Source organism: Streptomyces sp. NPDC048337, from assembly GCF_043201175.1.
Lineage (GTDB): Bacteria > Actinomycetota > Actinomycetes > Streptomycetales > Streptomycetaceae > Streptomyces.
This window is the reverse complement of record NZ_JBICYR010000016.1, coordinates 156,155-172,045: the sequence shown is the minus strand read 5'-3', so window position 1 is coordinate 172,045 and position 15,891 is coordinate 156,155. Positions and strand designations below refer to the sequence as shown.

Here is a 15,891-nt window from a genome sequence, read left to right as displayed (position 1 = left end):
GCAGGGGTCACAGGCCCCGACCCCGTCTCCGCACCGAACCCCGGCCGAGCCATGGCCACTCTACCGGCCGGGGAAACGGGCCATCAGTGGTCCATCAGTGCTCGGGGTTGGAGGTGACCAGTTCGGTGAGGACTCCGTGGCAGTCCTTGGGGTGGAGGAAGGTGATGGAGGAGCCCATGGAGCCCGTGCGGGGCTGGTCGTAGAGGACGCGGACGCCCTTGCCGCGGATGGCCTCCGAGTCGCCCTGGACGTCCTCGGTGCCGAAGGCGATGTGGTGGACGCCCTCGCCGTTCTTCGCCAGCCACTTGCCGACCGCGGAGTCCTCCCGGGTCGGTTCGAGGAGCTGGAGGTAGGAGGCGCCGCCGTCCGAGGTCTCGTTGATCTTCAGCATGGCCTCGCGCACGCCCTGCTCCTCGTTGACCTCGGAGTGGAAGACCTCGAAGCCGTAGGTGGCACGGTAGAACTCGACAGTCTTGTCCAGGTCGAAGCAGGCGATCCCGATGTGGTCGATTCTTGTCAGCATGGGACCAGTGCACCGCCCTGGAGGCCGGTCACGCAACGTGCGCGCGATCACACCGACAGCCCGGTGACCGTTGCCGTACCGCTCAGTACATTGACGTAAACCCTCGTTCACTCCTCTCATCCAAGGGGCTGTGCCTCATGTCCGGAACGAACAACACCACTTCAGTGATCGTCGCAGGGGCCCGCACGCCCATGGGGCGGCTGCTCGGATCGCTCAAGTCCTTCTCGGGTGCCGACCTCGGCGGTTTCGCCATCAAGTCCGCGCTGGACCGGGCCGGGATCTCCGGCGACCAGGTGCAGTACGTGATCATGGGCCAGGTGCTCCAGGCCGGCGCGGGCCAGATCCCGGCCCGCCAGGCCGCGGTCAAGGCCGGCATCCCGATGAACGTGCCCGCCCTGACCATCAACAAGGTGTGTCTGTCCGGCCTGGACGCGATCGCGCTGGCCGACCAGCTGATCCGCGCCGGTGAGTTCGACATCGTGGTCGCCGGCGGCCAGGAGTCCATGACGAACGCGCCGCACCTGCTGCCCAAGTCGCGCGAGGGCTACAAGTACGGCGCCATCGAGATGCTCGACGCGATGGCCTACGACGGTCTCACCGACGCCTTCGAGAACATCGCGATGGGCGAGTCCACCGAGAAGCACAACACCCGCCTGGGCATCGAGCGCGCCCCGCAGGACGAGTTCGCCGCCGCCTCGCACCAGCGGGCCGCCGCCGCGCAGAAGAACGGCGTCTTCGACGCGGAGATCACCCCGGTCGAGATCCCGCAGCGCAAGGGCGAGCCGGTCGTCTTCTCGAAGGACGAGGGCATCCGCCCCGAGACCACCGCCGAGTCCCTCGGCAAGCTGCGTCCCGCTTTCGCCAAGGACGGCACCATCACCGCCGGCACCTCCTCGCAGATCAGCGACGGCGCCGCCGCCGTGGTCGTGATGAGCAAGGCCAAGGCCGAGGAGCTGGGCCTGGAGTGGCTCGCCGAGATCGGCGCGCACGGCAACGTGGCCGGCCCGGACAACTCCCTCCAGTCGCAGCCGTCGAACGCGATCCTGCACGCGCTGAAGAAGGAGGGCCTGGAGGTCTCCGACCTCGACCTGATCGAGATCAACGAGGCCTTCGCGGCGGTCGCCGTGCAGTCAATGAAGGACCTCGGGGTGACCCCGGAAAAGGTGAACGTCAACGGTGGCGCCATTGCCCTGGGGCACCCGATCGGCATGTCCGGCGCCCGCGTGGTGCTGCACCTGGCGCTGGAGCTCAAGCGCCGCGGCGGCGGCGTCGGCGCGGCCGCCCTGTGCGGCGGCGGCGGCCAGGGCGACGCCCTGATCGTCCGCGTCCCCGGGGCCTGAGCACCCCGGCAGCACCCGTACCCGTACGAGAACCGAGGAGCGCAGCACGTATGACGGCGGTGGACGTCCCCCAGCTGGTGGCCCAGGCGCGTGAGGGCCGGCCGAGAGCGGTGGCCCGGCTGATCTCGCTGGTCGAGGGGGCGTCCCCGCAGTTGCGCGAGGTGATGGCGGCGCTCGCGCCGCTCACCGGCAACGCGTACGTGGTGGGGCTGACGGGGTCGCCGGGCGTCGGCAAGTCGACCTCGACCTCGGCGCTGGTGTCCGCGTACCGCAAGGCCGGGAAGCGGGTCGGCGTGCTCGCCGTCGACCCCTCGTCGCCCTTCTCCGGGGGTGCGCTGCTCGGCGACCGGGTGCGGATGTCGGACCACGCCTCCGACCCGGGGGTCTACATCCGCTCCATGGCCACCCGCGGCCACCTGGGCGGCCTCGCCTGGGCCGCCCCGCAGGCGATCCGGGTGCTGGACGCGGCCGGCTGTGAGGTGATCCTCGTCGAGACGGTCGGAGTCGGGCAGTCGGAGGTGGAGATCGCCGCGCAGGCGGACACCTCGGTGGTGCTTCTGGCCCCCGGGATGGGCGACGGGATCCAGGCCGCGAAGGCGGGGATCCTGGAGATCGGCGACGTGTACGTGGTCAACAAGGCCGACCGGGACGGCGCCGACGCCACCGCCCGGGAGCTGAACCACATGCTGGGCCTGGGGGAGTCCCGGGGCCCGGGGGACTGGCGTCCGCCGATCATCAAGACCGTGGCCGCGCGGGCGCAGGGCATCGACGAGCTGGTCGAGGCGCTGGAGAAGCACCGGGCGTGGATGGACGAGCGGGGCGTACTGGCCGAGCGGCGCACGGCGCGGGCGGCGCGCGAGGTGGAGACGATCGCGGTGACGGCCCTGCGGGCCCGAATGGCCGATCTGCACGGCAACGCCCGGCTCGAGGCGCTGGCGGCCCGGGTCGCCGCGGGCGAGCTGGATCCGTACGCGGCCGCCGACACGCTGTTGGGCAGCTTGGCGGAAGCCTGATGCGGGCGGGGCCGGGCGACCCTAGACTGGCGAACGCCCGGAATACCCCGATCCAGGGAGTGGTGGCTCATGGCCAAGCGCGGCAACAAGAAGCGAGCACGCAAGAAGAAGAAGGCGAACCACGGCAAGCGTCCCAACGCCTGACCGGAACCGCCTGACGTACTGGACGTACGAGAGGAGCCGCGCCCCGGACCAGGGGCGCGGCTCCTCTCGTGTGTGCGCCGGCCGGTGGTTTCAGTAGTTTTGGTCCTGGTCCTGGTCCTGGTCCTGGTCGCTGTCGTTGTCCGGGGCCGTCTTCCACGGGGTGACCTTGGCGGTGGTCGGGTCCACGGCGCCGTACCAGTCCTTGCCGTCGGTGCCCTTGACCTTGACGTGCCAGTACGGGGCCTTGCCCTCGTCGTCATCGTCCCAGTCGACCGCCCAGACCTTCCCCGGGTGGTCTGCCACGGCCGCCTTGATGGCCTGCTCGGCGGTGACCTTGGCGTCGATCAGCGCCTTGTACTCGGCGCTGTCCTGCTCGGTTTCCTCGTTCCGCGTGGTCACCGCGCCGCCGGCGGCGTCGACGTCCAGCTCGGCGTGGCCCCGGCCGTCCTTGCTGATCACGTCCACGTGCCAGGTGGAGCCGTCCTTGTCGAGGGACTGGACCACGCCCGGGTACTTCTTGAGCGCCGCGGCGGCCGCCCCCTGGGCGTCGACGTCGGCCCGGGCGGCGGTGGCCGCGGTCACGGTTCTCGCCGTGTCGGCGGATGCCGCCGCGGCGACCGCCACCGGTCCTCCCACCATCAGGACCACGGACGCGGCCGCGGAGATGTACACGTTGCGCTTCATGGGCTGGACCTCCTCAGGCCGGCCATGACCGCGTACCCGCGGTTGCCCGGGGGCGGGCGGCCGGCAGCGAGCGTTCCCGCTCATTGTCCGGCCGGTCGCCGCGGCCCGCCGCCGGGAGCGTGACGCCCCTGGTCAGACCTTGCCGCGGGTGCCCCGCAGGTGGTCGGCGACCGGGGTCAGGGAGGCGCGCAGCGCCGTCAGGGCCTCCGGCGGGAGCAGGTCGATGAAGTGCCGGCGGACGGATGCCACGTGGTGCGGGGCGACCTTGCGCATGGTCTCCATGCCCTCGTCCGTGAGCACCGCGAAGAGGCCGCGGCGGTCGGACTCGCAGTTCACGCGGCGGACCAGGCCCGCCGTCTCCATGCGCGTGATCTGGTGGGACAGCCGGCTCTTGGACTGCAGGGTGGCGGTCGCGAGATCGCTCATCCGCATCCGGTGCCCCTCCGACTCCGAGAGGTTCACGAGGATCTCGTAGTCGTTGTTGGTGAGTCCGAAGGGCTGGAGATCCTTTTCCAGCTGGTGCATCAGCAGTCTGCTGACGTCCAGGTGGGTGCGCCACGCGCACTGCTCGGAATCGGTCAGCCAGCGGGTGGCCGTCTCGGTCTCCATGGTCTCCATGAATGAACTCTACCTAAGAAGTTGAATTACGTACAAAGATGGGTGGCCAGAGGCCGGCGTGCGGGCCGGCCCGGGGTCACAGTCCGAAGCGGCGCTGGAGATCGCCCAGCTGCCCCGGCATCCGCGGTACGCCCAGCTGCCCCAGCGGACCCTGGCCGGCCCCCGGAACCCCCTGCGCCTGGCCCGCGGCCGCGCCGGCGCCGACCGCGCCCACCGCCTGCTCCGCCATCAGCATCTCCGACGACTGGAGCAGCACCGTCCCGGCCCCGACGAACTCGAACTGGTGCTCCTCGCCCGAGGTGCCGCCGAGCCCGGTCAGCGAGCGCAGACCGCCCATCACCCCCGACATGTAGCCGTGGTCGTAGTGGTGGCAGGGGGAGGGGCAGTCCGCCCAGCCCACCAGCGCCTGCGGGTCCACGCGCAGCGGCGGTTCCATGAACACCACCGGCCCGTTGGACGCCGCCACGAACTTCCCGGTCCCGATCAGCGTCAGGAAGCCCGGGACGATCGACTGCTTCAGGGCGAGGGAGGGCTGGTACGCGAGCAGGTTGCCCGACCGGATCGTCAGGTTGCCGTTGTCCAGGTCGTACGAGTTCACGTCGAAGGCCCGGTCGGCCAGCAGCATCTTGCCCTGTCCCTCGGCCACCACCCAGTCGCTCGCGTGCAGCGGCGAGTGGAAGCTGGTGCGCAGCAGCCGGTCGAAGCGGCCGTTGCCGATGCCGTTGAACTCGATGCTCCCGTAGTACGAGATCATCTTGCCCTTCTGCAGGAACCACTGGCTCCCCTTGAGCTCGACGCAGAAGGTGTACGCGTTCACGTTGTCGTCGGAGGGCAGGGTGTACGGGTCGAAGACGGTCGGGCCGCCGGGTCCGCCCGTCACGGGACCAAAGTTCACAGCTTCTCCTCCGAGGCCTGTACGTACACCGCGCCCTGGCCGGACAGCTCCAGCTGGAACGCCTCGCCCGAGCCGCGCCCCACCATGTCGCGCCAGCCGAGGGCGGTGGAGAGCTTGTTGCGGACGTCCCCGTGGTGGGCGACGTACGCCTGCGGGTCCACGTGGACCGGCCGGTTCGGGTGGATCGGGAGCTCGATGACCCCGCCGTGGGCCATCACGGCGACCGAGCCGTGGCCCTTGAGGGTCGTGGTGAACAGGCCCTGGCCGGTCACCTGGCCGCGGACCATGCCCATGACCCCGCCCTGCGAGCCCATGAACATCGTGCCCTGCTGCAGGGTGCCGTCGAAGGCGAGCAGCCGGTCGGCCTCGACGTAGAGGGTCTCGCCGGTCAGGTTGATCACCTGGATGTGGTGGCCGCCGTGGCCGAACATCACGGTGCCGCTGCCCTCGACGGACATCAGCGGGGTCTGCTCGTTCGCCACGCGGCGCCCGATCATGCCCATCACGCCGCCCTGGCCGCCGGTGATGCTCGGGGTGAAGGAGACGTCGCCGCGGTAGGCGAGCATCGCGCCGCGCTGGCTGTACATCTTCTGCCCGGGGACGACCTGGGCCTCGACCATCTTCGAGTTGATCTCGCGGAACGGCATCAGATGTCGCCCCCGATGGTGTTGCGCTCGCTGGGCTGCACGTACACCAGGCCCTCGCCCTCGAAGCGGATCTGGAAGGACTCGCCCGAGCCCTCGCCGATCAGCGTGCGGAAGTTGACGCCGGACTGGAAGGACTGCTGGAGGTTGCCGGTGTGCGCGATGTACGCACCCGGGTCGACGGAGAGCGGGTACTGGGCGCTGACGCGCAGCACCACCGCCGGGCCGTCGGACATGATCGCCGCCTGGCCCGAACCCTCGACGGTCGTGGTGAACAGGCCGTTGCCCGTCGTCGCGCCGCGCAGGCCGGTGAAGGTGGTGCCGGTGCGCAGACCGGCGTCGGTGCACAGCAGGTTGCTGGACTCGACGTAGAGCTTCTCGCCGCGCAGGTTGACCAGATTGATCTCACTCGCACGGTCGGCGAAGAAGCAGGTGCCGTGTCCCTGCACTTCCATCACGGTCATCTGCTCGCCGGTCAGCCGGCGGGTCACCATGCCGCGGAGGCCTTCGCCGCCGCCTGTCATCTTCTTGAAGGCCATCTGACCGTCGTACGCGACCATGGAGCCGTTCTTCGCTTTCACGGCATCCCCGGTCAGGTCGACGGCGAGCACCTTGCTGCCTTGGAGTCGGAACTGAGCCACGGGATGACGTTATCGGCAGCGGGCGGACCCGAACAGGGGCACGTGGCCGATATGTGCCACAGCCGGAGGTCCGGGGTCGGGAGCCAGAGCCCGGGGGCCCGGGGGCCCGGGTCAAGATCCCGCAAAGCGGCTGAGACACTGGGACGGACCCTGACCTCCACCCGAAGGTTCCCCGTGGACATCAAGACCGCCTCCGCCCTGCACCGGCTGCGCCTCATCTCCGTCCCGGAGGCGCTGTCGTTCCCGGCCCTGCTGATCTTCGGCTCGCTGCTGAGCCGGATCTCGGACATCGACTACCTGATGATGCCGCTCGGCATCCTGCACGGGATCCTGTTCGTCATCTACGCGGTGTTCCTGCTGGACGTGTGGAACAAGGCGAAGTGGCCGGCCAAGAAGGTCGCCCTGTTCTTCCTGCTGGCACTGCTGCCCTTCGGCGGTCTGTACGGGGACAAGCTGCTCAAGCGGGACGAGGCCGACAGCGTGATCGCGGCCCGTGCGCGCCAGGCGGCCGACGCATGATCATCGCATTCTCGGTGACCCCGCTGGGCGTCGGCGAAGAGGTCGGGGAGTACGTCGCCGACGCGGTGCGCGTGGTCCGCGAATCGGGGCTGCCGAACCGGACCGACGCGATGTTCACCACCGTCGAGGGTGAGTGGGACGAGGTCATGGACGTGGTCCGGCGCGCGGTGGCCGCGGTGGAGGCCAGGGCGCCGCGGGTCTCCTTCATCCTCAAGGCGGACATCCGCCCCGGCGTCTCCGACGGGATGACCTCGAAGGTCGAGACGGTGGAACGGCACCTGGCCGAGGGCTGACCCCGGCCCGGCTCCCTGCCCCGCGGCGGGGGATTGGCCGGTTCTCCGTCACTCCCCGGCGCGGCGAGCCCGGGCGGCTCAGGCGGGGATGCCCGTGGTCAGGGCGATGGCCAGCGGGGTGCGCTCGTACAGCACCTGGTGGCCGTGGCGGGCGGAGACGAGCAGGCCCGCCGCGTGCAGGACCCGCAGGTGCGCCGAGACCGAGGACGGGGCCAGCCCCAGGCGCCGGGCCAGGCCCGTCGTGGAGTCCGGCTCGCCGAGCGCGCACAGCACGCCGGCGCGGGCCCGGCCCAGCAGGCGGGCCAGCGAGTCCGGGGCCGCCGCCGTGGAGGCCGCCCACAGGGCGCCGATGCCGCGCGCCGGATAGACGAGGGTGGGCTGCCACGGCGGGTCGTAGCCGCCGACCACCTCCGGCCAGACGAAGGCGCTCGGCATCAGCAGCAGGCCGTCGCCCCCGAGGGCGCGGTCGTGGTGGCCGGGCTTGTCGATGGTGAGGGTGTCGGTGTCCCCGTGCCACCGCAGATCGGGATGCAGGCCGTCGAAGAGCGCCTCCAGGCCGCCGGCCGCCAGCCGCCGCGAGTGGAAGAGGACGTCCGCCTCCATGAGGCCGCGCAGCCGCGGCCAGTGCGGGGCGACCAGCGCCTCCCAGGCCCGCTCGTACAGATCGGCCAGCTCCCGCACCGCCCGTGCCGGATCCGCGAGCATCCGCTGCCCGATGTCGCTGTCCAGGGCGCCGGCGGTGCAGGCGAGGGAGCGTCGCAGGTCTTCGCGAGCCGCCTCCGGGCTGGCGGCCCGTATCCGGGCCAGCTCCTGCTCGAAGGTGACGGAGGGGCCGAGCGGGGGCGGACTGAGGAAGTCCGGATTGTGGCCCTTCTTCGGCATCAACAGCCACAGGGGGCGCAGGTCCAGTCCCTCGGCGGCGGCGCGGACCTGCCGGAGCCACGGGAGGTGGTAGCTCTGCCGGTCCGGACGGAGCAGGACCCGGACCGCCTCCTGCGTCTCCCAGCGGGGGGAGAGGGAGAAGCGGCACCGGAGCAGGTCACCGGGCCCGAAACGGAAGTGGAACCCCATACCGGCCGCGCCCTCCCCGTCCGGGAGATTCGGGTCAGGCCGAATCTCTACGCCCGCCACCCTAGTCGGCGCGAAGCTGCCCGGCATGGCAACCGTCAAGCAGACCACCGCCCCCGCCCCAGCCCCCGCCGGCTACGGCCCGGTCTTCCGGATACGGGAGTTCCGGGCCGTCTTCGCCGCGCACCTGGTGTCCGTGCTCGGGGTGGTCGTCGCCGAGATCGCGCTGACCGTCCTCGTGTACCGGGCCACCGGCTCGCCGCTGCTGAGCGCGCTCACCTTCGCCCTCGGGTTCCTCCCGTACGCCCTCGGCGGCACCCTGCTCGCCGGGCTCGCCGACCGCCACCCCGCGCGGCGCGTGCTCGTCGGGTGCGATCTGGTCTGTGCCGCCTGCGCCGCGGCCATGGCCCTGCCCGGCACCCCCGTCGCGCTGCTCCTCGTACTGCGCTGCGCGACGGCCTTCGTCGCCCCGTTGTTCCAGGGCGCCCGCAGCGCCTCCCTCCCCGACATCCTGGGACCCGGCGAGGCCTTCGTCCTCGGGCGCTCGCTGCTGCGGATGGTGGCCCAGAGCGCCCAGCTCATCGGCTTCGGCCTCGGCGGGCTGCTGCTGACCGTTCTCCCGCCGCGCGGGGCCATAGCCCTGACCGCCGCCGGATTCCTCGGCTCCGCACTGCTCCTGCGCCTCGGCACCCGCAGCCGCCCCGCCCGCGCGGGCTCGCGCGAGTCCCCGCTCCGGGGGCTGCGGGCCGTGCTCGGCGACCGCCGCATCCGCGCGCTCACCCTCCTCTTCTGGCTGCCGCCCGTCTTCCTCGTCGTACCGGAGGCCCTGCTCGCCCCGTACGCCGCCGGGATCGGCGCCGGCACCGCCGCGCTCGGGGTGCTGATGTGCGCCCTGCCCGTCGGCACCATCGCGGGTGAACTGTGGGCCGGTTCCGCACTCACCGCCCGAACGCGTTCGCGGATCACGGCCCCGCTCGCCGCCGCCGGACTGCTGCCGCTGCTGCTGTACGCCGCCCGGCCCGGGGTGCCGGTCGTCCTCGGCGCCCTGCTGCTCGCGGGGCTCGCCCACGCCCACACCCTCGGGCTCGACCAGTGGTACCTGGCCGCCGTCCCCGACGACCTGCGCGGACGCGCGATGACCCTGCTCAGCACGGGGCTGATGACCCTCCAAGGCGTCGGCATGGCCCTGGCCGGCCTCGCCGCCGAATTCCTGCCGGTGCACGTGGTCGTCACCGGGGCCGGACTCACCGGCACGGCCGTCGTCCTGCTCCTGCTCGCCGAACTCCGGGCCGCGACCCCGAAGTCCGTGGCGGCCGAGGAGTGAGACGGGGCTCCCGGTCATATGACCGCCCGGTAGGGTCTGGTCCGTGCCCAAGCCGCTCAGCCTTCCCTTCGACCCCATCGCCCGCGCCGACGAGCTCTGGCAGCAGCGCTGGGGACCGGTGCCGTCAATGGCCGCCATCACCTCGATCATGCGGGCGCACCAGATCCTGCTCGGCGAGGTCGACGCGGTGGTCAAGCCGTACGGACTGACCTTCGCGCGGTACGAGGCGCTGGTGCTGCTCACCTTCTCCAAGGCCGGCGAACTGCCGATGTCGAAGATCGGCGAGCGGCTGATGGTCCACCCGACGTCGGTGACGAACACCGTGGACCGGCTGGTGCGGTCCGGACTCGTCGACAAGCGGCCCAACCCGAACGACGGCCGCGGCACGCTCGCCTCCATCACGGACAAGGGGCGCGAGGTCGTCGAGGCCGCCACCCGGGACCTGATGGCGATCGACTTCGGCCTCGGCGCCTACGACGCCGAGGAGTGCGCGGAGATCTTCGCCCTGCTGCGCCCCCTGCGGGTCGCGGCCGCGGACTTCGAGGAGAGCTAGGGCCTGTCGTCAAAGCCCGTCTGCCCCGCGACGCCTGGCACGCACTCTCGCCGCGCCGGGCGAAAGCCAAGTACGTCCAGTACGCGGGCTTCCGCCCGGCGCACCGAGAGCACGCACCAGACGCCGCGGGGCCGCCCTGCGGTCGACGACGCGACTTTGACGACAGGCCCCAGGGGAGAGCCGGGGGCGTCCGGCGGATCAGGACGAGGCGGGACCCGGGCCGGCCGCCGACCCCGGCCCCCGGTCAAGATCGGCCAAAGCGGACGGTTAGGCTCGACGCCATGAAACGCAGTGTGCTGACCCGCTACCGGGTGATGGCTTTCGCGACCGCCGTGATGCTGCTGGTGCTCTGCACCTGCATGCTCTTCAAGTACGGTTTCGACAAGGGCGCCGACCTGACCCTCGTGGTGTCCCAGGTCCACGGCGTGCTCTTCATGATCTACCTGGTCTTCGCCTTCGACCTGAGCTCCAAGGCCAAGTGGCCCTTCGGCAAGATGCTCTGGGTCATGATCAGCGGCACCATCCCGCTGGCCGCGTTCTTCGTCGAGCGCAAGGTCCGCGCCGAGGTCGAACCGCTGGTCGCGGACGATCTCGCGACCGCGAACGCCTAGTCCGCCAGTAGGGCGCCGGCAGTGCGCCACTAGGGCGAACCCACCCCGGGGGGCATCTCCCCCGGGGTTGCCCATCGACATTTACTAGGACGTCCTAGTAAATTCATGGGTATGGAAGCTGACGCCATCGAGGAGGGCCGCCGCCGCTGGCAGGCCCGTTACGACAAGGCCCGCAAGCGCGAGGCAGACTTCACCACGCTCTCCGGCGATGCCGTCGATCCGGTCTACGGGCCCCGGCCCGGCGACGCGTACGAGGGGTTCGAGCGCATCGGGTGGCCGGGGGAGTACCCCTACACCCGCGGCCTCCACGCCACCGGGTACCGCGGGCGTACCTGGACCATCCGGCAGTTCGCCGGGTTCGGGAACGCCGAGCAGACCAACGAGCGCTACAAGATGATCCTGGCCGCCGGCGGCGGCGGGCTCTCCGTGGCCTTCGACATGCCGACCCTCATGGGGCGGGACTCCGACGACCCCCGCTCGCTGGGCGAGGTCGGGCACTGCGGGGTCGCCATAGACTCCGCCGCCGACATGGAGGTCCTGTTCAAGGACATCCCGCTCGGCGACGTGACCACCTCCATGACCATCTCGGGCCCCGCCGTGCCCGCCTTCTGCATGTACCTGGTCGCCGCCGAGCGGCAGGGCGTGGACCCCGCCCTCCTCAACGGCACGCTCCAGACCGACATCTTCAAGGAGTACATCGCCCAGAAGGAGTGGCTCTTCGAACCCGAGCCGCACCTGCGCCTCATCGGCGACCTCATGGAGTACTGCGCCAAGGGCATCCCCGCCTACAAGCCGCTCTCCGTCTCCGGCTACCACATCCGCGAGGCCGGGGCCACGGCCGCGCAGGAGCTCGCCTACACCCTCGCCGACGGCTTCGGCTACGTGGAGCTGGGCCTCTCGCGCGGCCTGGACGTGGACCACTTCGCCTCCGGCCTCTCCTTCTTCTTCGACGCCCACCTCGACTTCTTCGAGGAGATCGCCAAGTTCCGCGCCGCCCGCCGCATCTGGGCCCGCTGGATGAAGGAGGTCTACGGGGCCAAGAGCGAGAAGTCCATGTGGCTGCGCTTCCACACGCAGACCGCCGGGGTCTCGCTCACGGCGCAGCAGCCGTACAACAACGTCGTGCGCACCGCCGTGGAGGCCCTCGCGGCCGTCCTCGGCGGCACGAACTCCCTGCACACCAACGCCCTCGACGAGACCCTCGCACTGCCCAGCGAGCAGGCCGCCGAGATCGCCCTGCGCACCCAGCAGGTGCTGATGGAGGAGACGGGCGTCGCCAACGTGGCCGACCCGCTGGGCGGTTCCTGGTACGTCGAGCAGCTCACCGACCGCATCGAGGCGGACGCAGAGAAGATCTTCGACCAGATCAAGGAGCGCGGGCTGCGCGCCCACCCGAACGGGCAGCACCCCATCGGGCCGATCACCTCGGGCATCCTGCGCGGCATCGAGGACGGCTGGTTCACCGGGGAGATCGCCGAGTCGGCCTTCCAGTACCAGCGGTCGCTGGAGAAGGGCGACAAGCGCGTCGTCGGCGTCAACGTCCACCACGGCTCGGTCACCGGGGACCTGGAGATCCTGCGGGTCAGCCACGAGGTGGAGCGCGAGCAGGTGCGCGTCCTCGCCGACCGCAAGGGCCGCCGCGACGACGCGAAGGTGTCGGAGTCGCTGGCCGCGATGCTCGACGCCGCCCGGGACGGGTCGAACATGATCCCGGCCATGCTGGACGCCGTGCGGGCCGAGGCCACGCTGGGAGAGATCTGCAACGTCCTGCGCGAGGAGTGGGGCGTCTACACGGAGCCCCCGGGCTTCTGAGCCCCGCCGCACGAAGGCCGCTCGCGTCCGCCCCGTACGGGGCGGACGCGAGCGGCCTTCCCGGCGTTCAGGCCGGGGTCGGGCCCCGGAGGCCGTGCATCAGGAGGGCTGTGAAGGCGGACACCCAGAGCTCGTCCACCGGCTCCGAGCTGACCAGGGCGCGGTGCACCACCGTGCCCGCGATCACGTCGAAGATCAGGTCCGTCGTGTGGCCGGCGACTGCCTCGTCCTCCTCGTACGGGAGCTCCCCGCGGGCCTGGGCGCGTTCGCGGCCCAGTACGACGAGACGTTTCTGCCGGTCCACGATGGCCGACCGGATACGGTCGCGCAGGGCCTCGTCCCGGGTGGACTCGGCGACCACCGCCATCAGGGCCGTACGGGCCTCCGGGCGCCGCAGCAGCGCCGCGAACTGCAGGACCACGTACTCGATGTCGGCTTCGAGGGAGCCCCGGTCCGGGAGTTCGAGCGCGTCGAAGAGCTCCGCGACCGCGTCCACGACCAGCTCGTTCTTGCCCGCCCAGCGCCGGTAGAGGGTGGTTTTGGCCACCCCGGCCCGGGCCGAGACATCGCCCATCGTCAGCTTCGACCAGCCCAGCTCCACCAGCGCGTCCCGGGTGGCGGCGAGGATGGCCGCGTCCGCCGCGGCGCTGCGGGGGCGGCCGGGGCGGGCGGGGCTGGAGCCGGGACTGGGGTTGCGCATGGCCGAGACCATACCCGCCGGTAGCCATCTGGCCGGATCCCGGCGCGCTGTGGGCCAGATCACGGGCGCCGGAGGGCCGGGAGGAGTTACGCTACGGCTCGTAGCGTAAGAGCGACAACCACGCGAAGGGCTACAGGCGCCAGGTGGGGACCCGGCGCCGCACCACAGAACGGCCTCAGGGCCAGGGCAATTCACGCGATCTTTTTCATCGGCGCGCACACACGGGGGAGGATGTACGCATGCAGCCCAGAAACATGTCCATGAGCGGCGTCGTCGACCTCGCCGCGGTGAAGGCGGCCGGTGAGGCCAAGGCCAAGGCCGAGCAGGCCCGCGCCGAAGCGGCGCGGCAGGCGGCCCAGGGCGGCGGGGCCGGTCCGGCCCCCGGCGCCGTGCCGCCCTCCGCGCTCGTCATCGACGTCGACGAGGCCGGCTTTGAACGCGATGTGCTCCAGCTCTCCGCCGAGGTCCCGGTCGTCCTGGACTTCTGGGCCGAGTGGTGCCAGCCGTGCAAGCAGCTCAGCCCGCTCCTGGAGCGCCTGATCACCGAGGCCAACGGCCGCCTCGTGCTCGCCAAGATCGACGTCGACGCCAACCAGATGCTGATGCAGCAGTTCGGCATCCAGGGCATCCCGGCCGTCTTCGCCGTGGTCGCGGGCCAGGTGCTGCCGCTGTTCCAGGGCGTGGCCCCCGAGCAGCAGATCCGCGAGACCCTCGCCCAGCTGGTGCAGGTCGCCGAGGATCGCTTCGGGATCATCGGCATCGAGGTCGACCCGAACGCCGAGGGAGCCGCCCCGCAGGCTCCGGCCGAGATCCCGGCCGGCCCGTACGACGCCCTGCTGGAGGCGGCCGTCGTCGCGCTCGACGCCGGTGACCTGGGCGGCGCGGTGCAGGCGTACAAGAACGTCCTCTCCGAGGACCCTGGCAACACCGAGGCCAAGCTGGGCCTGGCCCAGGCCGAGCTGCTCAGCCGGGTGCAGCACATGGACCCGCAGGCGGTGCGCGCGGCGGCCGCCGAGAACCCGCGCGACCCGGCGGCGCAGATGGCCGCGGCCGATCTGGACCTGGCCGGCGGTCACGTGGAAGACGCCTTCGGGCGCCTGGTGGACACCGTGAGGGTGACGTTCGGTGAGGACCGGGACGCAGTACGGGTCCGCCTGCTGGAGCTGTTCGAGGTCATCGGCGCGGAGGACCCGCGGGTGACGGCGGCGCGTACGGCGCTGGCCCGGGTGCTGTTCTAGAACCGTGTCCGGAAGCGGCCTCCAGGGCGCTTCCGTGGGCACTCCGGTCGTCGGAGGGTCACCGACGATTTGTTGACACGTAGATAAACAGCGGCCGCACTTTGCCAAAACTTGGCAATTGCGGCCGCTGTTACTCGCAGTAAATCGAACCCCGTGAACTGTCCGGTGTGTTCACTCTTCCGCCGATCTGTCGTGGCCCCTGGTTACACCCTGTGTTGCTGCCCGATGGCGGCGGGTCGCGCTCAGGTTATCTGGCCGTTACCCGCCAGTAACGAACCCCCTTGTGCCCCGGCCGGGAATGGACCACGATCGGCGACGCTCGGTCCTTCCCGCAGAGCCGCTCATCCGGAGCCGCGGTGGAGGGTCCCCACCGAGCCGCCCGGTGGCAGTGGCACCGGGTGTGGGACAGGGGGGTCTCCGCCACACGGTGGGGCCTGTCCTCCAGGTTGCGCGAACGCGTGGCCCAGTGGTTGTCGCTCGGGGGTGATCGCCGGTGATTCGGACGTGGCACTGCCGCGGCCCGGCCGCCTGCGCTCCTTCCCGAGGACGTAGCACTTCTCCCATCCCAGGACGGGCACGGCCCGGACCGGAGATGTACGTCCGAGAAGGAGGAACGAAATGAGTTCTCAGGTTCGTGGCGGGACCAGATGGAAGCGCTTCGCGCTCGTCATGGTGCCGAGCATCGCGGCCACCGCCGCGGTCGGTGTGGGTCTGGCGCAGGGTGCCCTCGCGGCGTCCTTCAGCGTCTCCGGCCAGGACTTCAAGGTCTCGGCCGACAAGCTCGACGGTGACAACCTCATCCAGTACGGCGGCATTGCCGAGGGCCACGACCTCAAGGGCAACGTGCAGCACCACCCGGTCACCATCTCCGGGTTCAGCCACGCCGAGATCACCAACATGTGCCAGTCGCTGGTGACCCCGACGCCGCTCGGCAACATCACGCTGCAGCTGCGGACGGGCCACAAGGGCAAGCCGGCCGTCGCCGACAACATCTACCTGGATGTTGCCGAGCTCGACACCGACGCCGAGTTCAAGAACCTGGACATCGGTGTCGCGGTGGGCGACGCGAGCCACAAGACGAAGCCGCAGGCCGGTACGGTCGCCAGCCCGTACGCGTTCTCCCAGCGCGCCGACAAGGCGATCCTGACGAACGTGCGCCAGAAGGCGTGGGCGACGACGGCGGGCACCTTCAAGCTGCCCGACCTGAAGCTGCGCCTCATGGGCGGCGACCAGCCGTGCTACCAGGACGAGAAGTAATCCGTCCCGGTGAG

General features: G+C 71.0%; 19 protein-coding genes. 11 read left to right on the top strand and 8 right to left on the bottom strand.

Going from position 1 to position 15,891, the window contains the following annotated elements; all coding sequences use genetic code 11:
• Positions 1 to 94: 94 nt before the first annotated feature.
• Positions 95 to 523, bottom strand: a complete 429-nt coding sequence (mce, locus tag ACGFYU_RS24815) for a methylmalonyl-CoA epimerase (RefSeq protein ID WP_008738238.1) — start codon at positions 521 to 523, stop codon at positions 95 to 97.
• Between the two features lie 137 nt (positions 524 to 660).
• Here mce and ACGFYU_RS24810 point away from each other — a divergent pair, with 137 nt between their 5' ends.
• The 3 genes from ACGFYU_RS24810 (at position 661) to ACGFYU_RS24800 (ending at position 3,020) form a co-directional block, all read left to right on the top strand.
• On the top strand, positions 661 to 1,863 hold the full coding sequence (locus ACGFYU_RS24810) for an acetyl-CoA C-acetyltransferase (protein WP_393829509.1): 1,203 nt from the start codon (positions 661 to 663) through the stop codon (positions 1,861 to 1,863).
• Between the two features lie 50 nt (positions 1,864 to 1,913).
• Positions 1,914 to 2,876, top strand: coding sequence for a methylmalonyl Co-A mutase-associated GTPase MeaB (meaB, locus tag ACGFYU_RS24805; RefSeq protein WP_393829508.1), 963 nt, complete (start codon positions 1,914 to 1,916; stop codon positions 2,874 to 2,876).
• 69 nt (positions 2,877 to 2,945) lie between these two features.
• A complete protein-coding gene (locus ACGFYU_RS24800; RefSeq protein ID WP_099895366.1) occupies positions 2,946 to 3,020 on the top strand; it encodes a 50S ribosomal protein bL37 in 75 nt (24 codons plus the stop codon).
• Positions 3,021 to 3,110: 90 nt separating this feature from the next.
• Here the strand turns inward: ACGFYU_RS24800 and ACGFYU_RS24795 are convergent, their stop codons facing one another.
• The 5 genes from ACGFYU_RS24795 to ACGFYU_RS24775 all read right to left on the bottom strand — a co-directional run bounded on the left by ACGFYU_RS24795 (position 3,111) and on the right by ACGFYU_RS24775 (position 6,502).
• A complete protein-coding gene (locus ACGFYU_RS24795) occupies positions 3,111 to 3,704 on the bottom strand; it encodes a PepSY domain-containing protein (RefSeq protein ID WP_393829507.1) in 594 nt (197 codons plus the stop codon).
• A 132-nt stretch (positions 3,705 to 3,836) separates the two neighbouring features.
• Entirely contained in the window at positions 3,837 to 4,313 is a 477-nt protein-coding gene (locus ACGFYU_RS24790; RefSeq protein ID WP_393829536.1) for a MarR family winged helix-turn-helix transcriptional regulator, read from the bottom strand.
• An 85-nt stretch (positions 4,314 to 4,398) separates the two neighbouring features.
• A complete protein-coding gene (locus ACGFYU_RS24785) occupies positions 4,399 to 5,202 on the bottom strand; it encodes an AIM24 family protein (RefSeq protein ID WP_393829535.1) in 804 nt (267 codons plus the stop codon).
• An 11-nt stretch (positions 5,203 to 5,213) separates the two neighbouring features.
• Positions 5,214 to 5,864: an AIM24 family protein gene (locus ACGFYU_RS24780; RefSeq protein WP_365165895.1), complete on the bottom strand. Its 651-nt coding sequence runs from the start codon at positions 5,862 to 5,864 to the stop codon at positions 5,214 to 5,216.
• Complete coding sequence (locus tag ACGFYU_RS24775) at positions 5,864 to 6,502, bottom strand: AIM24 family protein (RefSeq protein ID WP_385603659.1); 639 nt, start codon at positions 6,500 to 6,502, stop codon at positions 5,864 to 5,866. The genes ACGFYU_RS24780 and ACGFYU_RS24775 overlap by 1 nt, the downstream gene beginning before the upstream one ends.
• Before the next feature lie 174 nt (positions 6,503 to 6,676).
• Between ACGFYU_RS24775 and ACGFYU_RS24770 the strand changes: the two genes are divergently transcribed.
• Entirely contained in the window at positions 6,677 to 7,021 is a 345-nt protein-coding gene (locus ACGFYU_RS24770) for a DUF3817 domain-containing protein (RefSeq protein ID WP_393829506.1), read from the top strand.
• Positions 7,018 to 7,314 (top strand): MTH1187 family thiamine-binding protein, encoded by a 297-nt coding sequence (locus ACGFYU_RS24765; protein ID WP_267012159.1) that lies wholly within the window; start codon positions 7,018 to 7,020, stop codon positions 7,312 to 7,314. The genes ACGFYU_RS24770 and ACGFYU_RS24765 overlap by 4 nt, the downstream gene beginning before the upstream one ends.
• A 78-nt stretch (positions 7,315 to 7,392) precedes the next feature.
• On the opposite strand, the gene ACGFYU_RS24760 is transcribed toward ACGFYU_RS24765, so the two are convergent.
• Complete coding sequence (locus ACGFYU_RS24760; RefSeq protein ID WP_393829505.1) at positions 7,393 to 8,385, bottom strand: DUF5937 family protein; 993 nt, start codon at positions 8,383 to 8,385, stop codon at positions 7,393 to 7,395.
• An 85-nt stretch (positions 8,386 to 8,470) separates the two neighbouring features.
• Here ACGFYU_RS24760 and ACGFYU_RS24755 point away from each other — a divergent pair, with 85 nt between their 5' ends.
• From ACGFYU_RS24755 to ACGFYU_RS24740, 4 genes are all read left to right on the top strand, one after another.
• The gene (locus ACGFYU_RS24755; protein ID WP_393829504.1) at positions 8,471 to 9,706 is read left to right on the top strand and encodes an MFS transporter; all 1,236 of its coding nucleotides are present in this window, start codon (positions 8,471 to 8,473) and stop codon (positions 9,704 to 9,706) included.
• A gap of 43 nt (positions 9,707 to 9,749) precedes the next feature.
• Positions 9,750 to 10,259, top strand: a complete 510-nt coding sequence (locus ACGFYU_RS24750; RefSeq protein ID WP_393829503.1) for a MarR family winged helix-turn-helix transcriptional regulator — start codon at positions 9,750 to 9,752, stop codon at positions 10,257 to 10,259.
• A gap of 281 nt (positions 10,260 to 10,540) precedes the next feature.
• Positions 10,541 to 10,870 (top strand): DUF3817 domain-containing protein, encoded by a 330-nt coding sequence (locus ACGFYU_RS24745; protein ID WP_393829502.1) that lies wholly within the window; start codon positions 10,541 to 10,543, stop codon positions 10,868 to 10,870.
• 111 nt (positions 10,871 to 10,981) lie between these two features.
• The gene (locus ACGFYU_RS24740) at positions 10,982 to 12,682 is read left to right on the top strand and encodes a methylmalonyl-CoA mutase (protein WP_393829501.1); all 1,701 of its coding nucleotides are present in this window, start codon (positions 10,982 to 10,984) and stop codon (positions 12,680 to 12,682) included.
• 67 nt (positions 12,683 to 12,749) lie between these two features.
• Here the strand turns inward: ACGFYU_RS24740 and ACGFYU_RS24735 are convergent, their stop codons facing one another.
• A complete protein-coding gene (locus ACGFYU_RS24735) occupies positions 12,750 to 13,382 on the bottom strand; it encodes a TetR/AcrR family transcriptional regulator (RefSeq protein WP_393829500.1) in 633 nt (210 codons plus the stop codon).
• 239 nt (positions 13,383 to 13,621) lie between these two features.
• Here ACGFYU_RS24735 and ACGFYU_RS24730 point away from each other — a divergent pair, with 239 nt between their 5' ends.
• Entirely contained in the window at positions 13,622 to 14,620 is a 999-nt protein-coding gene (locus ACGFYU_RS24730; RefSeq protein ID WP_393829499.1) for a tetratricopeptide repeat protein, read from the top strand.
• Positions 14,621 to 15,238: 618 nt separating this feature from the next.
• Positions 15,239 to 15,877 carry a DUF6230 family protein gene (locus ACGFYU_RS24725; protein WP_393829498.1) on the top strand — a complete coding sequence of 213 codons (639 nt, stop codon included), beginning with the start codon at positions 15,239 to 15,241 and terminating at the stop codon, positions 15,875 to 15,877.
• Positions 15,878 to 15,891: the final 14 nt, after the last annotated feature.